Annotated in this window: 19 protein-coding genes; 4 read left to right on the top strand and 15 right to left on the bottom strand. The window is 61.3% G+C overall.

Going from position 1 to position 21,290, the window contains the following annotated elements; translation table 11 throughout:
* Nucleotides 1-11 precede the first annotated feature (11 nt).
* The gene (locus CRO06_RS14540) at nt 12-1,595 is read left to right on the top strand and encodes an ATP-binding protein (RefSeq protein ID WP_097058759.1); all 1,584 of its coding nucleotides are present in this window, start codon (nt 12-14) and stop codon (nt 1,593-1,595) included.
* 2 nt (nt 1,596-1,597) lie between these two features.
* Nucleotides 1,598-2,968 carry a sigma-54-dependent transcriptional regulator gene (locus CRO06_RS14545; RefSeq protein ID WP_097058760.1) on the top strand — a complete coding sequence of 457 codons (1,371 nt, stop codon included), beginning with the start codon at nt 1,598-1,600 and terminating at the stop codon, nt 2,966-2,968.
* On the opposite strand, the gene CRO06_RS14550 is transcribed toward CRO06_RS14545, so the two are convergent.
* Nucleotides 2,941-4,026, bottom strand: coding sequence for an NAD(P)/FAD-dependent oxidoreductase (locus CRO06_RS14550; RefSeq protein ID WP_097058761.1), 1,086 nt, complete (start codon nt 4,024-4,026; stop codon nt 2,941-2,943). The genes CRO06_RS14545 and CRO06_RS14550 overlap by 28 nt on opposite strands.
* Before the next feature lie 128 nt (nt 4,027-4,154).
* Here CRO06_RS14550 and CRO06_RS14555 point away from each other — a divergent pair, with 128 nt between their 5' ends.
* Nucleotides 4,155-4,643, top strand: coding sequence for a GspH/FimT family protein (locus CRO06_RS14555; RefSeq protein ID WP_022996663.1), 489 nt, complete (start codon nt 4,155-4,157; stop codon nt 4,641-4,643).
* 29 nt (nt 4,644-4,672) lie between these two features.
* Here the strand turns inward: CRO06_RS14555 and CRO06_RS20295 are convergent, their stop codons facing one another.
* The 12 genes from CRO06_RS20295 to murJ all read right to left on the bottom strand — a co-directional run bounded on the left by CRO06_RS20295 (nt 4,673) and on the right by murJ (nt 18,170).
* Complete coding sequence (locus CRO06_RS20295) at nt 4,673-5,092, bottom strand: type IV pilin protein (protein ID WP_026949552.1); 420 nt, start codon at nt 5,090-5,092, stop codon at nt 4,673-4,675.
* Nucleotides 5,089-8,055 carry a PilC/PilY family type IV pilus protein gene (locus CRO06_RS14565; RefSeq protein WP_179746614.1) on the bottom strand — a complete coding sequence of 989 codons (2,967 nt, stop codon included), beginning with the start codon at nt 8,053-8,055 and terminating at the stop codon, nt 5,089-5,091. The genes CRO06_RS20295 and CRO06_RS14565 overlap by 4 nt, the downstream gene beginning before the upstream one ends.
* A gap of 19 nt (nt 8,056-8,074) precedes the next feature.
* On the bottom strand, nt 8,075-8,626 hold the full coding sequence (locus CRO06_RS14570) for a pilus assembly PilX family protein (protein ID WP_022996666.1): 552 nt from the start codon (nt 8,624-8,626) through the stop codon (nt 8,075-8,077).
* Nucleotides 8,626-9,414: a PilW family protein gene (locus tag CRO06_RS14575; protein ID WP_097058763.1), complete on the bottom strand. Its 789-nt coding sequence runs from the start codon at nt 9,412-9,414 to the stop codon at nt 8,626-8,628. Before CRO06_RS14575 ends, CRO06_RS14570 begins: the two co-directional genes overlap by 1 nt.
* Nucleotides 9,411-9,932 (bottom strand): type IV pilus modification protein PilV, encoded by a 522-nt coding sequence (pilV, locus tag CRO06_RS14580; protein ID WP_026949550.1) that lies wholly within the window; start codon nt 9,930-9,932, stop codon nt 9,411-9,413. Before pilV ends, CRO06_RS14575 begins: the two co-directional genes overlap by 4 nt.
* An 8-nt stretch (nt 9,933-9,940) precedes the next feature.
* A complete protein-coding gene (locus CRO06_RS14585; RefSeq protein WP_080531527.1) occupies nt 9,941-10,420 on the bottom strand; it encodes a GspH/FimT family pseudopilin in 480 nt (159 codons plus the stop codon).
* Nucleotides 10,421-10,647: 227 nt separating this feature from the next.
* The gene (gene ispH, locus CRO06_RS14590; RefSeq protein WP_022996670.1) at nt 10,648-11,583 is read right to left on the bottom strand and encodes a 4-hydroxy-3-methylbut-2-enyl diphosphate reductase; all 936 of its coding nucleotides are present in this window, start codon (nt 11,581-11,583) and stop codon (nt 10,648-10,650) included.
* A gap of 181 nt (nt 11,584-11,764) precedes the next feature.
* Nucleotides 11,765-12,235: an FKBP-type peptidyl-prolyl cis-trans isomerase gene (fkpB, locus tag CRO06_RS14595; protein WP_022996671.1), complete on the bottom strand. Its 471-nt coding sequence runs from the start codon at nt 12,233-12,235 to the stop codon at nt 11,765-11,767.
* Entirely contained in the window at nt 12,225-12,770 is a 546-nt protein-coding gene (gene lspA / locus CRO06_RS14600) for a signal peptidase II (protein ID WP_022996672.1), read from the bottom strand. Before lspA ends, fkpB begins: the two co-directional genes overlap by 11 nt.
* The gene (gene ileS, locus CRO06_RS14605) at nt 12,763-15,579 is read right to left on the bottom strand and encodes an isoleucine--tRNA ligase (protein WP_097058764.1); all 2,817 of its coding nucleotides are present in this window, start codon (nt 15,577-15,579) and stop codon (nt 12,763-12,765) included. Before ileS ends, lspA begins: the two co-directional genes overlap by 8 nt.
* Nucleotides 15,576-16,508, bottom strand: a complete 933-nt coding sequence (gene ribF / locus CRO06_RS14610; RefSeq protein WP_097058765.1) for a bifunctional riboflavin kinase/FAD synthetase — start codon at nt 16,506-16,508, stop codon at nt 15,576-15,578. Before ribF ends, ileS begins: the two co-directional genes overlap by 4 nt.
* A gap of 75 nt (nt 16,509-16,583) precedes the next feature.
* Entirely contained in the window at nt 16,584-18,170 is a 1,587-nt protein-coding gene (murJ, locus tag CRO06_RS14615) for a murein biosynthesis integral membrane protein MurJ (RefSeq protein ID WP_097058766.1), read from the bottom strand.
* A 295-nt stretch (nt 18,171-18,465) separates the two neighbouring features.
* On the opposite strand from murJ, the gene rpsT reads away from it, so the two are divergent.
* Nucleotides 18,466-18,735, top strand: coding sequence for a 30S ribosomal protein S20 (rpsT, locus tag CRO06_RS14620; protein ID WP_026949548.1), 270 nt, complete (start codon nt 18,466-18,468; stop codon nt 18,733-18,735).
* A gap of 123 nt (nt 18,736-18,858) precedes the next feature.
* Here rpsT and proB read toward each other — a convergent pair whose 3' ends face one another.
* Both proB and cgtA read right to left on the bottom strand, forming a co-directional pair.
* Nucleotides 18,859-19,968: a glutamate 5-kinase gene (gene proB, locus CRO06_RS14625; protein WP_097058767.1), complete on the bottom strand. Its 1,110-nt coding sequence runs from the start codon at nt 19,966-19,968 to the stop codon at nt 18,859-18,861.
* Between the two features lie 34 nt (nt 19,969-20,002).
* Complete coding sequence (cgtA, locus tag CRO06_RS14630) at nt 20,003-21,187, bottom strand: Obg family GTPase CgtA (RefSeq protein ID WP_097058768.1); 1,185 nt, start codon at nt 21,185-21,187, stop codon at nt 20,003-20,005.
* Nucleotides 21,188-21,290 lie beyond the last annotated feature (103 nt).

Below are 21,290 nucleotides of genomic sequence, written 5' to 3' on the forward strand. Positions count from 1 at the left end.
CCGCGCCCATCATGACCACGCCTCACGATCAGGCCGGCCTTCCCTGGCCCCCGCCCGGACAGCGCTGGACCCCGGTACGCATTTACAATGTCTACCGCATTGCCATCGCCTCGGTGTTGTTGATTCTCCATTACACCCACCAGCAGCCTTCCCTGGGACAGCACCTCCCACTGCTGTTCGAATTCACCATGATGGCCTATCTGGCCCTGATTGTGATCTCCACGGTGCTTGAATACAGCGAGCGCCTGCCACGCCCCAATTGGGCGCAGTCCTTCGCCTTGATCGTCGACGTGATCGCCCTGGGGCTGGTGGTGCACGCCAACGGCGGCCTCGAAGGAGGACTGGCGGTGCTGCTGCTGATCACCGTGGCGGCGGGCAATATTCTGCTGCGTGGCCGCATGGGTTTTCTGATCGCCGCCCTGGCGACCCTGACGGTCATGTACGAGCAATTCTATTTCGCCACTCAATCCGGCGAGCGGGATCCGTTTTCGCTGACCGAGTCCGGCCTGCTCGGCATTGCCTTCTTCATGGTCTCGGTGATCATCCAGCAGATCGCCTCGCGGCTGGAGCGCAGTGAGACCATCGCCGCTGATCAACAGGTGGCATTGGATCGGCTGGAAGCCCTGAATGAGCAAATCGTCCGGCGTATGCGCACCGGGATTCTGGTATTCGACCGCCACGGGCGCATTCTGCAGTCCAACCCTTCGGCGGATAATGCGTTCGCCATGGCCATGAGCGGCCAGCCGCTACCGGAGCCGTTGCGGCAACGTCACCAGGCCTGGCGCCAGGCGCCCCACATTCTGCCGCCGCCCCTGCGCGCCTCGAAGCAGTCGCCGGAGCTGTCCGCACGCTTCGCGCCTCTGGATACCAGCCACGAGCAGTTGACCCTGGTGTTTCTCGAGGACACCGCGCGCATCGCTCAGGAGGCGCAACAGCTGAACCTGGCTTCCCTGGGACGCCTGTCCGCCACCCTGGCCCATGAGATTCGCAATCCGTTGAGCGCGATCAATCACGCCACCGAGTTGCTGCGCGAGGATGCTGGCGACGACAGCGACCGCCGTCTGCTCGATATGGTGCGTACCCACGTACAACGGGTGGACGGCATCATCTCCGATGTGTTGGACTTGTCACGGCGACCACGGGGCCAGGCACAGAGACTGGTCCTCAAGGACGTTCTCGCGGAGATTGCCGCGACTTGCCATGAAAACCGCAAGACGCGCCTGCAAATGGACTTGGCCACCGATACCGAGCTGCGTTTTGATCGCGGCCAGCTGATTCAGATACTCGATAACCTGATCGGCAATGCTTTTCGACATGGGGGGGAACAGGTCCGGGTACGCGTGACCCACGGAGTGCACTCAAAAACCCGCTTGCCCTGGATCGCGGTCAGCGATGACGGCCCGGGTATCGGCGAGGAACAGGCACGGCATTTGTTCGAGCCGTTCTTCACCACGCACGCCAAAGGAAACGGTCTCGGTCTGTTCGTGTGCCAGCAACTGTGCCAGGCCAATCAAGCCAGCCTCAGCCATGAACCGGCTGATCGGGGCGCTTGTTTCATGATTACCTGCGCACATCCGGATAGACAGTTCCAATAGCGATGAATGACATAATTCCGCGTGTTTTGGTTGTGGACGACGAAGCGGACCTGAGAGAACTTCTGGTCATCACCCTCGGGCGGATGAAATTGGAAGCAACGGCCGCGGACTCCCTGGCCGCCGCCCAGCGGCTGCTGGACCGCGACACCTTTCATCTTTGCCTGACCGATATGAACCTGGGCGATGGCTCCGGTTTACAGCTGATCCGCTACGCGGCGGAGAAGGCGCCAGACATGCCCATCGCGGTACTCACCGCATTCGGCAACATGGAGACCGCCACCGAAGCGATGAAACTGGGGGCCTACGATTTCATCGCCAAACCCGTCTCGCTGGACCGGCTGCGGCAGTTAATTCAGGACGGCCTCGGCATCAGCCGCCATGGCGCCGCCAACGGCGGCGAGGACGATGGTCTGATTGGCCAGTCGCCGGCCATGCAGCATTTGCGACGGCAAATCCGCAAACTGGCACGCAGCCAGGCGCCGATCTACATCAGCGGCGAATCCGGCAGCGGCAAGGAAAAAGTGGCGCGCCTGATTCACACGCTGGGGCCGCGCGGTGACCACCCTTTCGTTGCGGTGAACTGCGGCGCCATCCCTTCCGAACTGATGGAAAGTGAATTTTTCGGTCACCGCAAAGGCAGTTTCACCGGCGCCGTGGAAGACCGCAAAGGCCTGTTCCGGGAAGCGGACGGAGGCACCCTGTTTCTTGATGAAGTAGCGGATCTGCCTCTGCACATGCAGGTCAAGCTGCTGCGTGCGATTCAGGAGAAAACCGTGCGGCCGGTGGGCGAGTCACGGGAGTTCAGCGTCAACCTGCGTATTCTTTGCGCCACCCACAAGGATCTCAGCGAGGAAATGCAGGCGGGCCGCTTTCGTCAGGACCTTTACTACCGGCTGAATGTCATCGAGGCACACGTACCGCCGCTGCGCGAGCGCCTGGAGGACGTTCCGGCGCTGGTTGAGCATATCCTCTCCCGGCTCGGCATCGCCTGGGATACCACGCCGCCCACGCTCAGTAACGGTACTCTGGCGGCGCTGCGCGACTATCCGTTTCCTGGCAACGTGCGAGAGCTGGAAAACGTCCTGGAGCGGGCCATGACCCTGTGTGATGGCAACGTTATCGAACCGGCGCATCTGCGGCTACCCAGCCAGACCAGCAGCGAAGCCCCCAGCCAGGGCGGCAGCCGGGATCCGGCTTTGCCATTGGAGGATTATCTACAGGACATCGAGCGGCAGGAAATTCTCAAAGCGCTGGATGCCACCCACTGGAATCGCACCGCCGCCGCCAAGAAGCTGGGTATGACGTTTCGCTCACTGCGCTACCGCTTGAAAAAACTGGCCCTGGATCAGGAAGAAGAGGAAGGCAGCGCGTAAAGCGCCGGATCCAGATGGGGCTGCTCGCCACTCATCAGCGCCGCCAGCAGCGCGGCGCTGGCCGGCGCTGATACCAGACCGTTGCGGTAGTGCCCCAGTGCGGCGTAGACGCCGGGCACGCCGGGCACCTCCCCCATATATGGCCAGTCCCGGGCACAGCCGGGGCGCACGCCCGCCCAGTGACTTACCGGCCGTTCTCCGGCCAGAGCCGGCAGCAGCGAGGCCGCCATTTTTTCCAGCGCCCAGCGCCCCGGCACCGTGGGATACTGGCTGTCATCACCGTCCTTCAGTGTTGAACCCGCCAGCACGGCGCCGTCGGCACGGGGAATCAGATACCCCTGCTCGGTCAACAATACGGTCGGCACCCGCCCCGGCGCCAACTGATAGAGCAGCATCTCTCCCTTGGAAGGAAACAGCGGCAGGTCCAATCCGAGCGGACTCAGCAATCGCGGACTCCACATGCCGGCGCTGATCAACACCCGGCTGGCTTGGCATTTCCGCCCATCAGCCAGCGCCACCGCGGCGCCGCCTCCGGCACGCGGCAGCACCGATACCGCCGGTATTGCTTCGAATCCCACGCCACGGGCCGACAGCCAGGCACGTAACGCCTTGAGGATACGGGGGTTACGCAAATTACCCAGGGATGGAAACCATACTCCATCCCGGTCAGTGGCTTCCGGCATCCGCTGGGACAAGCGCTCCGCCGAGCAGGGAAGCCGCCAGCGGCGCGCCCAGGCCATGGCGTCGGCACGTTCCTGCTCCGCTTCCACCGCTACCCACAGACCGCTTTCGTTGAGGTCCTCGTCCACCAGCCCGGCCTGTCCGCGTAGCCGTGCGATCAGATTGCGATAACGCTCCGGCGCGTCCACCGTCAGCAGATTCATGGCGTCGGGATACCGCCAGGCGTACAACGGCGACAGGATCCCGCCGCCGGCCCAGGAAGCCGGCGGAAAGCGGGCCGGCGCGTCAATGACGGTGACCCGGAAGCCCCGGTCGGTGAATTCCAAAGCGCTTAACAATCCGACGATACCGCCGCCGACGACGAGCAAATCAGCCATAGCAATCAGGGAATATGGACTACAGAAAGAAGAGCAACAGTAGCACAAAGACCACCTTGCCGGGACGGTAAACTGGCCTCTTGTTGCCACACATCAAAGGCCAGGATGGCCATGGGAGGGACAAGGACGTGCGCGGATTCACACTGGTGGAACTACTGATCACGCTGACACTCATGATACTGCTGCTGAGCGCCGGCGTTCACTGGCAAAAAGAGGGGTTACCCCGGCACCGGGTGGTATCGGCCAGCAACCAGGTTTTGGGTCTGATCCACTATGCCCGAGCCGAAGCGCTGACACGGGGACCGATCTTTTTATGTGACGGCAGCAGTCACTGTGACCGCTTCCAGACAACCTCTTCACTGCTTTTGGCGCGGAGCGGGGATGGCATCGCCACCATCACCGATGACGACGTATTCCATCGCCTGGATCTGCCCGAAGGCACCACCCTTACCTGGCGCCGCTTCCGCGGCACCGCGTTACGTTATGAACGGCGCGGCAACCTGTATTACCAGAACGGCAGTTTCCTCATCTGCAACCAGGGGCAGGGGCGACGTATCGTCATGTCGGTGATGGGCACTGCTCGCATTGAACCGATCAGCGGAGGTGATTGCCTTTAGAATACGATCTCAACCCCGCTGCTTTCCCCTTACCGCTCCCAACTGGACGTGGCACTGGGAGTGCAGTCCCCGCCTTTCACCCAACAGGTCTGCCCTTCGCTGTTGAGTTTGAGATTACCGTCCCCCGCCATCCCCGCCCCGGAGCGGGGCGTGGCGGTGATCAGATAGCTCTGATGATCATTGCTGGTGGCCACCTGAACGTTGTAATAGGCATCCCCGACCAAACCGCCAGCCGTCGCGCCCTCATAGGAAAAATGGCGGGCCCGATAGGTTTCCAGCGATGCCGCCAGGTCCATCAGCTTACCCTGGTATTCGGCCCGGCGTGTACTGCGCACCTGCTCGGTGTAGCTCGGGTAGGCGATGGCGGCGAGGATCGCCACCACCACCACCACGATCATCAGTTCGATCAGCGTGAAGCCGGCCATGGAATTCCGAGTCATTCGGTTCATGGTGTCGTTCCCCCTTGCTCAGGCGGGAAATAGGCATTGGCGTCGTTCTTTTCCATGGGGTACCAGCGGCGCTTGCGGAACAGGTTGTAGTTCATGCCGTCATCGCCAATAAACTCCAAGCCCACGTTGAAGGACACCCCGCCGCTATCCTCCTCATCATCGCCGCCGCCCCCGTCACCATCACCGCCGCCCCCGTCGGTAATTACCGGCACCACGCCCGGCGGGATCGCGGAGGTAATCAGTTTGGTGCCGTCCCAGGAAGCCTCTCCATCGTTGGTGAAGGGCTCCGGCTCCCCGGTGATCATGTTGGCCCGATAGGCATAAGCCTCACCGTAACGCACCACACAGGGATCATCGTCCTGGTCCGCATTGGTGGGCACGTAGGTGGTGAACATCACCGAGTTCTGATAAATGCTCGGAGAGGACATTACCTTTTCACCCGAATTCAGGAAGGTCACGTACCATCCCTTAGAGGACGCGGACGGATCGCTGCTACGGGCATTGCGCAGCTCACTCATGGTAATCACATCGGGCTGATTGGTATTTTTGAAGGTACTGTCCGCGAACATGAAGAAGCCTTCGTCGGTGTCCTCGTCCAGAGGATGGGCCCGATAGCCGGATCCCACCGCCACGTACAGTGTCTCCTGCAAGCCGTCACGCACATAACCAATGGCCGGTGCCTCATAGAACCTGCGGTGCTCGCTGTCACCAAAATTGGTCAGCCGCACCACGCCCTTCACCAGGGAACCGGCACCGTCGTTGTTATTGTCAAGATTGACGCGAAACACCTGCCCGCCAAGGTCGGCGAAGTACAGGTGATCCGCCAGACCATCCAACCGGCCATTCTTCAGGTCCACCACGGCGATGCCTCCCGGCACCGACCATTTCATGCTGTCCACCGTTGTATGGGCGACGCCGGCATTGGTGTCGGCACCGGCGGACCAGATCAAGTCCCCGGTTTCCGCGTCGACCATATAAATGACATTACCAACACTGTCCTTCGCCGCCCGCTGACCGGCGGTATCATGATGTTCGGCGTCGTAGCCACCGCCGAATACCAGCACCGTTTTCACCTCACCGTCGATACGTACCCGGGTGATGGTCGGCGTGGACCAGGTCTGCCCCAGCCGATCGAACCCGCTGCTGGCATTGGCTCCGCTCTCGTCCTTGCCCTGGATCCGCCACATCAGCTCCGGACTGTCCATGGACGACACATCCAAACCATAGTAGGCGTTTCCGCCCCTGCGCATGCCCCCGAAGATCCACACCTTGTCGGCATCGCCATCTTCCTTGGCGGTACGATAAGCCACCCAGGAACCATCCATGCCATAGGGGTCACGAATATTGTCTTCCCGCAAATCAGGAGAGCGGACAAAGTCGTATGCTTTTCTAAGCATTCGATCCGGCATGAAAGTGAATTTTTCACGACCATCAGCGGTATCGATGGCGTGCAACATGCCGCCATTGGTGGATACGAAGAGATAGTTTTTCTGGCCGTCCACGTCATTGGCGTCGGCTCCCAGCTCATAGTTCACCAGCAACGGCACACTATGCATCGGGTCGGCCCAGAGGCGCTTCAACGCCTCGTAGACTTTCAACTTGGTGTCGAATTCCGCTACCGGATCGTTGTCCGGAATCCCCATCTGGGCGGGCTGAAGAATGTTTTCCACACGATTTTCGGTAAGCCATTCACCGCCACCGTTATCACTGTTATTGCCCACATAGATCTTGCGGTCCTGATATTGATCGTTTCTGCCGCGAGCACCACCTTTGGTGACATCCGGGCCATCAGCTTCCGTGGGCGTCCAATAACTCCAGGCCGAGTCGCGGAAATAGCCGGTGCTGGCATCCACCGCGGAGGCACCATTCTTATCCACGACTTCACTGCCGTCCTTGCGATAACGTTTCAAATTGCCGGGCCAGACCGAACTTTTAGATGGCTTGAAAACGGCATAGTAAAGCTGGTTCAGGTGTTCCAGCCGGTTGTTCTGGTTTACCGCCACCCCCGGCGATGTAATGGTCTGGGAGTCTTCCGCGATGAGGTTAAGAATGTCATTGAATTCGGCGGCCAGTTCTTCTGCATCGTTGGCAAGACGCACCCTTTCCGTGCCTCCGGCAACAGCCACTGACGTCATGTTTCTTACCTGGGATGAAGTCTCGCTGACACCAAAGGCCACCTGCCAGGTCTTTACCGCGCGCTCCTGACTATTGCTGTTGCTCGCCAGCCACCCGGCCAGTTGTTCCTGACAACTGTACGAACCGTTGCAATACCCTCCCGCGATATTCCTCACCGAATCGTAGTCGGTATCCTGAGTCGGATCGCCGTCGGTCATGACAATGATGTGGTTGCTTTCGCACTGGTTATTTATATTCATCGGTGACTGATAGCTATCATCGCTAACCCAGTCCCAGTCGCGGCAACTGCCGTTGGAGAAGTAGCGCACACACTGGTAATGCATGTTCACTGCCACCTGAGGTTTGTCCTGGGAAGCCTCTCCATATACGGCATATGTGGTGGGGCTCAGTCCCATCATGTAGCGGGCCATCTCTGAGTAGGCTTCCATAGTGGGGGTATTCGATGTACCAGAAAGACCATTGACCAGGGACTTGACCTCGCCGCGAGCAGTGCTGTCCATATCGCTGACCGGATAGAACACATAGCCGCCGTAGCCATTGCGGTCATAACCACCATTGAACTTGCCAACGCCCACTCGAACCCCTTCACCCAGCCCATCAATAACCTGGGTAAAAGCCTCTTTCAATTGCGACATTTTGGTCGGACTGCCCTGTTCCATACTCCCGGAGGTGTCGATCAGGAACAATACGTTGGCAATCTGTTCGTTCTCGTCGTTGCCGACACCGGCGCGGGAGAAATAGATTTCCGTGTCGTCCGCGTAAAGCGGCGTCGGTGCCAACAACAAGGCAACCAGTAACAAGCCTGACTTGACAATATTCTCGAGCATGACTCCCCCCCGCTCGTGCTTAGTTTTCCGTGTCCACATTAAAGTCGGACGACGACACCATCCCGCGTTTCAGCGCTTCCAGCATGTGATGATTGTTTACTGAAAAGTCATCGATCTCCGCCTCCCCCAGAATTTCAAAGGTGAAATCGACCACCAGCGTATTATTGCCGGACATACTCAACTGTCCTCCGGAAACCGCCCTCATGCCCTCCTGACGAATCCGGGACCCGGCGCGCACCAGTCCTCTTGAATCCATACGGTCCGTACTGGTGCAGGCCCGCACGGCCGCGGTCGCCGCTCCACCCACCAAACAGCGCTGCCCCACCGAGCCGGTCAAGAACGGCTGTAATTGCGCGCTGCTCATGCCATACAAACTGGTAAAGGCTTCGTTCACCGCCGATTCCGCCCCTTCAAACGCCATTGCGTCCACTTGGGTTCCGGTGGCGATTTTGCTGCTGAACATGCTGGTTTTCATGGCGGTGATGCCCAGGATCGAGACGATCACCAGAATCATCAGAGCGACCAGAAGAGCGGCGCCACGCTGCGAATTGTAGTGTGTTATCGACATCATCAGATCACATCCCAGGGATAGTTCCGGATAGCGACGGTGGAAAAGAACTGGCGCCGCAGCGTTCTGCCCGCACTGACATCCACTTGCCGGTCCAGTATGTAAAAGGTCTGATCCTGATCCTCGCCGCCAAGCACTGGCAGATCGGCTTCCATCAGCAAACCGATCTTCACCGCCACGATTCGGCTTTGATCCACATCGGCGCTGGCCAGCACCTCGTCGGCCCGCAAATACTGAGAAGCGAAGGGAATACCGTCGGTGCTTTGATCCACGCCGTAGAGCACTTGAAAGCTTTTTATTCCGCGCAACAACACCACGCCGTTGGAGCTGCCACTCTGGTTACCACGGCAGTAGAGCTCGTCACCGTCATCACCTCCCACCCAGTAGGTGTTGACGATCTCCTTCATGCCAGTCCCACCATTCCCCTGACAGTCCTTTTCGCCATGGTAGGCAAGAGTGAGGCGGTCGCTGTCGCTACCCCCATCATCGCCGGGAGGAATGGCGGAACCGCCGGTCACCGCACTACTGGCATCCAGAATGATGCCCGGCATAAAGGTGGCGGCGACGTCGTCGCTCATATTTCCCGCCAGGCGCACGTCCTGATTGATAAAACGCATGGCCAGGTCACCCTGCTCCTGTATACGGGCCATGTTCTGTTGCAACGAGAACGTCCGCTGGTTAGTGGAGAACAGAGAAATCGCAGCGCCGGTAATGATCAGTCCCAGCACCATGGCCACCATGAGTTCCACCAGGCTGAAGCCGGTCTGCCGATGTGCGCCGAACCGCCTCATCGTGTCACCTCCATTACCACGCATTTGGCGCTGTCATCGGTGTTGATGTCGCCGCCATCAATACAGCCATCCAGCGCCTGATCCCCCCAGGCCACCACCACGCAACTGGTCAGCGTGGAACCGCTGTCGCAAGGCTGCACACGGATTTTGCCGGCAGGCAGCAGATTACCGGCCTGCCAACGCAAGGTATTGCGGTCCCAGACAGACATCTGATCGCTGTCACAACTGCTGGCCATGCAGTCCGGGTTGGAAGGCGGAGCCTCGCCCAGGGCGCCGGCGCCTGTATTCCAGCTGTTTTCCTGAAGATAGGTGGAGCGGGCTTGCGGATTGGCGATGATGCGTTCCAGAGCGTCCCGGGCCAGTGCCGTGGCCTGGGAACGAATATTGGCGTCCTCGGTGCTCTTCAGGGCGTTGAGCTGTAAGCCGGCATAACCGAGCACACCGATGGCCAGTACCAGCAGCGCCACCAGAATCTCCACCATGCCGACGCCGCCTTGTCGTTTTCGGGAAGTGCGCATGGTGCCCCCTAGCTGCAGGTCAGCGGTTTGTTTTGAAGATCGCCGAAGCGGCCCAGGGAGATTTTCCGGCCAGTCTCGCCGGTACGGTCGTCACACACTTCAAACACGGCATCGTTGTCCACCCGGCCGGAGCGATCGAACAGCAATTCGGTCAAACCATTGTTTTCCATGACGCTGACGCCTGCTCCAGCGGAAAAGGTCTGGTTCTGCTCCACCGCGCCGGAGCCGTAATCCAACTCCCAGCCGTTGCTCCAGTCCGCCGGGGATCCCAGCGGCTTAAGCTTCACGTCACGACGGGAACTCACCGCCTGGGAACGGGCGGTATTAAGCGCGGTGATCAGATCCGAAGTGGTGGAGCGCAGCGCGTTGCTGGCGATGACGTTCTGAAATGACGGCACGGCGATAGCCAGCAGAATGCCCGCCACCACGATCCCCAGCATCAATTCGATGATGGTGAAACCGCCGTTTTCCCCACGAGTGCCGATCACGTCTTCCCCCAAATAAGCGAACTCGGTGCCGACACTCTAGCGATTGTAAAACGGGCGACAAGCACGCTCGGACAAGCGGTCGTCTGCCTGTACCGAACGGCTCAGAGACTTGAGAAAATCAGGGGTTCATATGTGATGAAATTCACACAAAAAAGGCGCAACCCTTTCTTCAGGCACACCTCCGGCAAGCGCCTTTTCAAAGCAGGATCGCCGAGGTTAAAAAGGAATCAGGCGCGTAATGCCTTGGGCATGGAGAAGCTGATGTTCTCCTCGCGGCCAGGGATTTCCTCCGCGCTTTCGCCGCCCAGTTCGCGCAACCGGCTGACCACCTGATGCACCAGTTCCTCAGGGGCGCTGGCGCCCGCGGTGACGCCAACGGCTTTCTTGCCCTGCAGCCAGGCGGCATCGATCATGGCCGGATCATCCAGCAGATAGGCCTCGGTACCGCAGCGTTCCGCCAGCTCCTTGAGGCGATTGGAATTGGAACTGTTCACTGAGCCCACCACCAGGACCAGGTCACACTCCAACGCCAGTTGACGCACCGCGTCCTGGCGATTGGTGGTGGCGTAACAGATATCCTCGCGCTTGGGACCGAGGATGTTGGGGAAACGCGCCCGCAAGGCATCGATGATACGGGCGGTGTCGTCCACGCTGAGCGTGGTCTGGGTGACGAACGCCAGATAGTCCGGGTTGGTGACTTCCAGCGTGGCCACGTCGTCTTCGCTTTCCACCAGGTACATACGCCCTCCCTTGGAGGTGTCGTACTGTCCCATGGTGCCTTCCACCTCGGGGTGGCCGGCGTGGCCGATCAGCACCGCTTCCCGCCCTTCACGGGCATAACGGATCACTTCCATATGCACTTTGGTGACCAGTGGACAGGTGGCGTCGAACACCTTCAGAGCGCGCTGCTCGGCCTCTTCCTGCACCACCCGGGAGACACCGTGGGCACTGAAAATAACGATGGCGTCGTCGGGCACCTCGTGCAGTTCCTCGACGAAAACCGCGCCCCGGTCGCGCAATCCATCCACCACGAAGCGGTTGTGCACCACCTCATGACGCACATAAACAGGCGGCCCGAACACGTCCAGGGCACGGTTGACGATAGCGATGGCGCGATCGACGCCGGCACAGAAACCACGGGGATTGGCGAGACGGATATCCATAGAGATCAGTTTATAGTGAACAGTGAACAGTGAACAGTGAACAGCGTGGGTGGTCTTTAGCCGCCGTGGGAGCTTGCCTGCAAGCGAATATTGCCAAACCTGAGCGGCCCCATTCGCTTGCAGGCAAGCTCCTACAGAAAATATCGGCCTTTTTTCGCTGTTAACCAATCACTATTAACTATTAATTCAATTTCACCGTTTGCTCCGGGGCATCGTGTTCGACACGCACGATCTCCACTTCAAAGGTCAGTTCGCGACCGGCCAGGGGGTGATTGAAATCCACCGTCACCCATTGCTCATCCAGGGCGGAGACCACGCCGGGCAGTTCGGCTCCGGCGGCATCGGCGAAGTTCATCACCGTGCCTACTTCCATGCCATCGGGAGCGGCAAAAGTGTCACGGCGGAAATGCTGCACATTCTGCTCGTTGTACTCGCCAAACCCCGACTGGGCATCGATGAAGACACTGCGCCGGTCTCCGGCTTTGAGGCCGAGAATGGCACGCTCGAAACCAGGCAACAAGGAGCCATCACCCCAGACAAAAGTAGCCGGCTCACCACCGAAAGTGCTGTCCATCTCCGTGCCGTCCATCAAGCGCACGGCGAAATGCAGGGTGATGCGGGTTTGCGGCCCGACGCGCAACTCATCGTTCATGGCGGCCACGCCCTCCCAGGATCATGTCGAGAATGATCAGGCCGGCACCGATGGTGATGGCGGTATCGGCCAGATTGAACGCAGGAAAGTGCCAGCCAGCCCAATGGAAATCGAGGAAATCCACCACATGGCCCAGCACGATCCGGTCATACAGGTTCCCCAGGGCGCCGGCCAGAATCAGTGCCAGCCCCGCGCCTTGCAAACGCTCATCGCGAAGCCGCGCCAGCCACACCAGAATCAGCGCGGACGCCCCCAGCGCCACCAGCGTGAAGAACCAACGCTGCCACCCCCCCGCCTCGGCCAGGAAACTGAACGCGGCACCGGTGTTATAGGCCAGAGTGAGGTTAAAGAACGGCAGCACTTCCAACCGCTCGAACAAGTCGAAGCGAGCCACCACCATATGCTTGGTGATCTGGTCCAGGGCAATGGCCAACGCGGTCAGCCAGAGCCAGCCGAGTTGGCCCGGCAGCCACCTGGCGCCGCTCTTCGTCATACTCACGTTGTCCGCATCGCGCCCGCCGCCGACGTCATGCATAAGAGCGCTCCTCGCCGGGGCCATCCACATTGCTGATGCAACGGCCACACAGTTCCGGGTGTTCGGCATGGCTGCCCACATCTTCGCGGTGATGCCAGCAGCGGGCGCATTTGCCGTGGGCGGACGCCACCACCTGCACCTTGAGCCCTTCCACGGCACTGGCCTCGAGCCCCTCCGGCGCTTCCGACAGCGGCTTGAGAGTGGCGGTGGAAGTGATGGTGACGAAGCGCAACTCTTCGCCCAGTTGCTCCAGCAATGCCTGCAGTTCCGGAGTCACGAACAATGTGGCTTCGGCGGCCAGATTGGCGCGCAGCTCCTTGCGGTTGCGCGCTTCCTCGATGGCTTTGTTCACCGCCTGCTTGACCGCCTGGACCTGCTCCCAGAACGCCATGCCCATGGCCTCGTCACCGGCCAGCGGGAACAGGCCGTCGAACCAGGTGGTAAGGAACACGGATTCGGGACGATCTTCACCGGGCAGGTGCTCGAAGATTTCCTCGGCGGTGAAGCTGAGGATCGGCGCCATCCAGCGCACCAGCGCCTGGGCGATCAGATAAAGCGCGCTCTGGCAGGAGCGGCGCGCCACCGAGTCTTCCCGGGTGGTGTACTGGCGGTCCTTGATAATATCCAGATAAAAGCCGCCCAACTCCAGCGCACAAAAATGGTGCAGGCGCTGATAGACCAGATGGAACTGGTAGCTTTCATACAGCTCGCGCAGCTCCTCTTGCAACTGCGCGGTGCGGGCCACCGCCCAACGGTCCAGCGCCAGCATGTCCTGTGGCGCCACCTGGTGTCGGGCCGGATCGAAGCCGTTCAGGTTGGACAGCAGGAAACGGGCGGTATTGCGAATACGGCGATAGCTGTCCGCCACCTGCTTGAAGATGGTTTTGGAGACCGTCATCTCACCGCGGTAGTCGGTGGAGGCGATCCACAGACGCAGGATATCGGCACCAAGATCATTCCATACTTCCTGCGGCGCGATCACGTTGCCCAGGGACTTGGACATCTTCCGGCCCTGCTCATCCACGGTGAAGCCGTGAGTCAGCACTCCCTTGTAAGGAGCCTTGCCACGCATGGCGACGCTGGTGAGCAGCGAGGATTGGAACCAGCCGCGATGCTGGTCCGAGCCTTCCAGATACAGATCCGCCGGCACCGTCAGTTCCGGGCGCTGCTCCAGCACGGAGAAATGCGTGGTACCGGAGTCGAACCAGACGTCAAGCACGTCGGTGACCTTGGTATAACGTTCAGCGTCCTCGCCGAGCAGTTCCGCCGGGTCCAGCTCGAACCACGCCTCGATACCGTTCTGCTCCACCCGTTTCGCCACCTCCTCGATCAGACGCGGGGTTTCCGGATGCGGCTCCGAGGTATTGCGGTCAACGAACAAGGCGATCGGCACCCCCCAGGTCCGTTGCCGGGAAATGCACCAATCCGGGCGGTCACGCAGCATGCCCTCGATGCGGGCCTTGCCCCAGTCCGGGATCCACTGCACCTGATCCACCTCGGCACGGGCCTGCTCCAGCAGATCGCCTTTTTCCATGGCGATGAACCATTGGGCGGTGCTGCGGAAAATAATCGGCGTCTTGTGGCGCCAGCAATGCGGGTAGCTGTGCGTGATGGTCCGCAACGCCATTAAGGCGTCGGCGGCTTCCAGCGCCTCGATAACCGGGCCGTTGGCCTTGTTCACATGCAAGCCGCCGACCACCGGCAGATCGGCGCGGAATACGCCGTTGTCCTGCACCGGGGAATCCACTTCCAGGCCATAACGCTGCCCCACCAGGAAATCGTCCTCACCGTGTCCCGGCGCGGTATGCACACAGCCGGTACCGGCGTCGGTGGTGACGTGCTCGCCGAGCACCACCGGTACCTGGCGGTCCAGGAACGGATGCGCCAGCACCAGGTTTTCCAGCACTTGTCCCTGGAACACCGCGGAGCGGGTCACATCCTGCAAATCAAAGCGTTCGATCACCGTGTCGGCCAGAGCCTCGGCCACCACCAGCTGACGGTGTTTGCCATTCTGGGTGCCACCCAGCAACACGTATTCCAGCTCCGGATGCACCGCCACCGCCTGGTTGGCGGGCAGCGTCCAGGGCGTGGTGGTCCAGATCACCAGAGCCGGTTGCTCCGCCGGTACACCAGAGCGGGCGGTGAAGTCCGCCGGGTCCACCACGGCGAAGGCGACGTCGATGGCCGGAGACTTTTTGTCCTGGTATTCCACTTCCGCTTCCGCCAACGCGGAAGCGCAGTCCAGACACCAGTGCACCGGCTTGAAGCCCTTGGTAAGCAGTCCCTTGTCGACGATCTTGCCGAGCGCGCGAATGATGTTCGCCTCGGTGTCGTAGTTCATGGTCAGATAGGGATGTTCCCAGTCCCCGAACACACCAAGACGGATAAAATCCGCTTTCTGCAGTTCCAGTTGCTCGGCGGCGTAGGCCCGGCATTCCTCGCGGAAGGTGCGCGCGTCCACTTTGTGACCCGCCTTGCCCACCTTTTGCTCCACCTTGTGCTCGATGGGCAGCCCATGACAATCCCAGCCAGGCACATAGGGCGCATCGAAGCCCTCGAAGCCGCGGGCTTTGACAATGATGTCCTTGAGCACTTTGTTGATGGAGTGGCCAATGTGAATCACGCCATTGGCGTAGGGAGGACCATCATGCAGCACGAACTTGGGCCGGCCCTCGGCGGCGGCCCGCATCTTGCGATACAGGTTAATTCGACCCCACTGCTCCAGCCGCTGAGGTTCGCGCTGGGCCAGACCCGCCTTCATCGGGAAGTCGGTGTGGGGAAGATTCAGTGTCGCCTTGTAGTCGGTCATGATGTCCCTTGGAAATAGGTTTCGACTTGTTGCACATCCCGCTGAATCGCGGCTTTCAGTTCATCCAGGCTGGCGAATTTCTCCTCCGGGCGCACAAAATGGTGAAAGTGCACCGTCAGGTGGGCGCCATACAGGTCCCCCTGGAAATCCAGCAGATGGACCTCCAGGCGGTTTTCCACGCCATTGACCGTGGGCCGGGTGCCCACATTGGCCGCTCCGGGCTGGTCTTCGAGGCCCGCCCCGTCCACCGTCACCGCGTAAATGCCCTGCACCGGCGGAACCTGCCGCTTGAGCGCCAGATTCACCGTCGGCAGTTGCAAGGTCCGGCCGATCTTGTCGCCGTGACGGACCCGGCCGCTGATGTCGTAGGGACGGCCCAGCAGTTGCTCCACCAAGGCGAAGTCACCAGCCGCCAGCGCCGAGCGCACCCGGGTACTGGATACTCGCTCACCAGTCATCTGGCAGGTGGCGGTATCACAAACCTGAAACCCGAACCGCTCGCCGGCCTGTTCCAGATAGGCGAAATCCCCCACCCGGCCGCGGCCGAAGCGAAAATCGTCTCCCACCACCAGATATTCGACGGCGAGACCATCGACCAGAATGTCACGGACGAATTGTTCGGCTTCCAGGTTACGGAAGGCGTCGTTGAAACGCACGCACAGCACCTGATCGACACCGTAACGGGCCAGGGTGATCAGCTTGTCGCGCAGGTTCATCAAACGGGCCGGCGCCTGGTCACCGAGGAAGAACTCCTGCGGCTGCGGCTCGAACAACATCACCGTGGCCAGAGCACCTCGGGCACGGGCTTCGGCCACCACCTTGTCCAGGATGCGCTGATGCCCACGGTGCACACCATCGAAATTGCCGATAGTGGCCACACAGCCACGGTGCGCCGGCCTTAAATTGTGCACGCCACGAATCAGTCGCATTCGGTCCTCACTGCCCGCCTCCGTCGGCGGCCCATTGGCCATGCCCCAGAGGTAAAAGAGGGCAGATTATAGGAATCATCGGCGCAAGTGGCGAGGCCTGAGGCCAAGAACCAGCAGCACCAGGCCATAAACCGCCAGCCCGGCCACCACTACCAGGGCGAGCCAGCCCACTCTTTCACTCACCCCGCCGACCAGCCAGACACCAGCACGCTCCGCCAGCAGCCAGGTGGCCGCCGCCATGGCAAGCCCCGCCACCAGCATCCGCCCCCAGTGCCAACCCCAACCACCACCGGGACGGTATACGCCGGAACGGCGCAGCCCGAGATACAGCAGACCGGCGTTCAGCCAGGCGGACAGCGCCGTGGCCAGGGCCAGCCCGGCATGCTGCAGATGCCAGACCAGCGCCAGATTAAAGACCATGTTGGCGATCATGGCGATGATGCCGATCTTGACCGGGGTGCGGGTATCCTGCCGGGCGAAGTAGCCCGGCGCCAGGATTTTGATCAACATGAAGGCCGCCAGCCCCAGGCTGTAGGCGCGCAGCGACTGCGCCGCCATCTCCACGTCCCGAACGCCGAATTCACCGTGCCGGAACAAGGTCGACAACAGCGGCTCGGCCAATACCGCCAACGCCAGAGCCGCCGGAATCCCCACCAGCAGCACCAGGCGCAACGCCCAGTCCAGGGTTCGCGAGAAAGCCTCGGTGGAGGCGGAGGCGTGCTTGGCGGACAGGCTGGGCAGGATTACCGTGCCGATGGCAATGGCCAGCACCCCCAATGGCAGTTCCACCAGGCGGTCGGAGTAATACAGCCAGGTCACCGAACCGGTTTGCAGCAACGACGCCAGCACCGTATCCAGCAACAGGTTGATCTGGCTGACCGACACCCCGAACAGGGCGGGCGCCATCAGCGCCAGGATGCGTCGCACTCCGGGATCACGCCAACCCATGCGCGGCACCGGCAGCAAGTGCAGCCGGGCCAGGAAAGGCAGTTGGAATAACAGTTGGACGACCCCGGCGGCCAGCACGCCCCAGGCCAGCGCCACCGCCATCCGCCCCTCGGCGAAATGAGGCGCCAGGAACAGGGCACTGCCGATCAGACACAGATTCAACAATACCGGAGTAAAGGCCGGCACCGCGAAACGGCTCCAGGTGTTCAGCAAGGCCCCGGCAAAGGCGGTAAGCGCGATAAAGAACAAATACGGGAAGGTCAGCCGCAGCATTTCCACCGCCAACGCCCGTTTGTGCGGGTCGTCACCAAAACCGGGGGCAAACAGCCAGATCAGCAATGGCGCGCCCACCACCCCGATCAGCGTCACTACCGCCAGGGTGCCGCCGAGAGTGCCGGCCACCCGATCAATCAGGGCCTTGGTGGCGGCGGCGCTGCCCCGCTCCTTATACTCGCTGAGCACGGGCACGAAAGCCTGATTGAAGGCCCCCTCGGCGAACAGCCGGCGCAGGAAATTGGGTATCCGGAAGGCCACGAAGAATGCGTCGGTGCCGGCGGAAGAGCCCAGCAGACGGGCCAGCACCACGTCCCGGACCAGCCCCAGCACCCGGGAGAGCATGGTCATGGCGCTGACCACCACGGTGGACGCCAGCAAACCGCCCCTTTTGCCCGGTTCAGGCGCGCCGGTTTTGCCTTGATCCGCCCGTTGCTCCATTCATGGTCTCCCCATTCGCTGGCACGCTCACACGCCGATTCACTGCCAAGGCAGCTTCCCACAGCCTCTTCGTAGCTCCCGCCGCGGGAAGATGTCCAGGGAAGCGGTCAGGACATCCCGGCCTCTCAAAGCCGGGCAAGCGTAGCGAATGCACCGCCGGGGCGCCAGTTCCCATTGACAAGCGCGTTTCGGATAGGCATAGTTGCGCGTCTTTAAAACCCATGGCCGCTTGCAGCCACGGGCAGTACCGAATACTGAACTGAATACAGACTACCGATTTTATAGGAGCAGGACCTTGGCTAACTCACCGCAAGCACGCAAGCGTGCGCGTCAGGCGGAAAAGCGTCGTCAGCATAACGCAGCGATGCGTTCCATGGTGCGCACCTACCTGAAAAAGGTGAACGCGGCCATTGCGTCTGGCGACCAAGGCGCCGCTCAGGAAGCTTACAAAACGGCGACCTCCGTGCTGGACAAGGCCACCCGCAAGGGTAAGTTTCACGCCAACAAGGCAGCTCGCCACAAGAGCCGCCTGAACGCCAAGATCAAGGCCATGTCCGCCGCCTGAATCTAGCGTTCCATAAAAAAACCGGCTTCGGCCGGTTTTTTTATGCCCGCCGTCCCTGGCGGCCACCCTTCGGGCTATTTTTCATTGGCCGCCAAACTCTGCTGGCAACCCCTCATATCCACACTATCCGAACACTACCATGTTATCCCGGTGCACCAGCTCTTCCTCGTTCATATAGCCGAGCACCCCGGCGATCTCCGAGCTTTTCTTGCGGCAAATCCGGCGCGCGTCGGCGGCGTCGTAGTTGACCAGCCCGCAGGCCACCCTCTCCCCTTGCTCGCTTTCGCAGACCACCATCTCGCCCCGGGAGAACTGCCCGAACACATCCACAACACCCACCGGCAACAAGCTGGAACCGGCCTGCCGCAGGCGGCGCACGGCACCGTCGTCGAGTACCAACCGGCCACGCATGCGCAAATGCCCGGCCAGCCACTGTTTGCGGGCATTCAGCGGTGAGGTGTCCGGCATCAGCGTGGTACCGGGCGCCCGCCCGGCTCCCAGCTCCCCAATCACATCGGGGCTCCGTCCGGAAGCGATGGTGGTGATAGTGCCGGAGCGGGCCGCCAGCCGCGCCGCCCGCACCTTGGTGGCCATGCCGCCCCGTCCCAACCCGGAACCGCCACCGCCCGCCATACCCACAATGGCTGGATCCGAAGCGCGGGCCTCCCGAATCAGCTTGGCATCCGGCTTTTGCCTGGGGTCGGCGTCATAGAGCCCTTCCTGGTCGGTGAGGATCACCAGGCGCTCCGCCTCCACCAGATTGGCCACCAGCGCCGCCAGGGTGTCATTGTCACCAAAGCGGAACTCGTCAGTGACCACGGTATCGTTCTCATTCACCACCGGCACCACCGACAGCCCCAGCAGGGTCAACAGGGTGGCACGGGCATTGAGATAACGCTTGCGGTCGGATAAATCATCGTGGGTCAGCAGCACCTGGGCGGTGTGCCGGTCATGCCGGCGGAAACAGGCTTCCCAGGCCCGCACCAGCCCCATCTGACCCACCGCGGCGGCAGCCTGCAGTTCATGAATGGACTCCGGGCGGCGACGCCAGCCCAGCCGGGTCATCCCCTCGGCGACGGCGCCGGAGGACACCACCACCAGGTCAACCTCCTGGTCCATGAGCCGGACCAGGCGATCCACCCACTGCTGCATCAGTTGCCGGTCCAGGCCCTTGCCATCATTGGTCAGCAGGGCGCTGCCGATTTTCACTACCCAACGTGCGCGTCGCGCCATGGTGCACCGTCGTCCTTAAGAGCCTGTTTACGATCTATTGTTCGTAGACGATCTCCACATCGTGATCATCGTCATCGTCGTCATCATCATTATCGTCGCGGCGGCGCCGGTTTTCCTGCTTGATCTCCTGAACCCGCTCGCGCGCTTCCTGCTCCAGGCGAGAGCGCAGTTCCCGCTGCCCGGCCGCGTATTCCGGATCCTCTTCCTCAAGCCGCCGGCGATCCTCCAGGGCATTCATCAGCGCGTACACCAATTCCTCGCAGCCAACTCCGGCGGCGGCGGAAATCAAATGCACCGGCCCTTCCCAACCCAGCTCTTCGACGATGGCATCAGCCCGCTCACGAGCCTCATCGTCGGCCATCAGATCGATCTTGTTGAATACCAGCCAGCGCTCCTGCTCGGCCAGCGCCGGAGAGAAGCGGTCCAGCTCATCGGCGATGGCATCGACATGATCGGCCGGATCACCATCCATCGGGGCAATATCCACCACATGCAACAACAACCGGGTACGCGCCAGATGCTTGAGGAAACGGATACCGAGACCCGCCCCCTCCGCCGCGCCCTCGATCAGACCGGGAATATCCGCCACCACGAAGCTGCGATAGCGATCCACCTTCACCACCCCCAGATTGGGCACCAGGGTGGTGAACGGATAATCCGCCACCTTGGGCTTGGCCGCGGAAATGGAGCGAATCAGGGTGCTCTTGCCGGCATTCGGCATGCCCAACAGCCCCACATCCGCCAGCACCTTCAGCTCCAGCCGCAGACGCCGGGACTCCCCCGGGGTGCCTTTGGTGGTCTTGCGCGGCGCCTGGTTGGTGCTGCTCTTGAAGTGCACGTTGCCAAGGCCGCCACGGCCGCCCCGCACCACCATCGCCTGATCACCATCTCCGGTCAGGTCCGCCAGCACCTCGTCGGTATCCACATCAATGATGGTGGTCCCCACCGGCACGGTGAGAACCACGTGATCGGCGGATTTACCGGTCATCTGGCGCCCCTTGCCGGGCTCGCCATTACGCGCCTTGAAAATGCGTTCGTAGCGGTAATCCACCAGAGTGTTGAGATTGCTGTCGGCCCGCACGAACACATGTCCGCCGGCCCCGCCATCGCCGCCGTCGGGGCCGCCGAATTCCACATATTTTTCACGACGGAAACTCAGACAGCCATCACCGCCCTTGCCCGCATGGACATCAATGGTGGCTTCGTCGACGAATTGCATGGTGAAGGACTCTTGGAAATCGTAAGGGATAGTTTAGCGCGAGGCGCTGGGTGAGTTCACCGCCGCGACAGCACGCTGGCTGGCCGCCCGTATGGCGGCCACA

It is taken from the genome of Alloalcanivorax xenomutans (genome assembly GCF_900217905.1).
GTDB classification, from domain to species: Bacteria; Pseudomonadota; Gammaproteobacteria; order Pseudomonadales; family Alcanivoracaceae; genus Alloalcanivorax; species Alloalcanivorax xenomutans.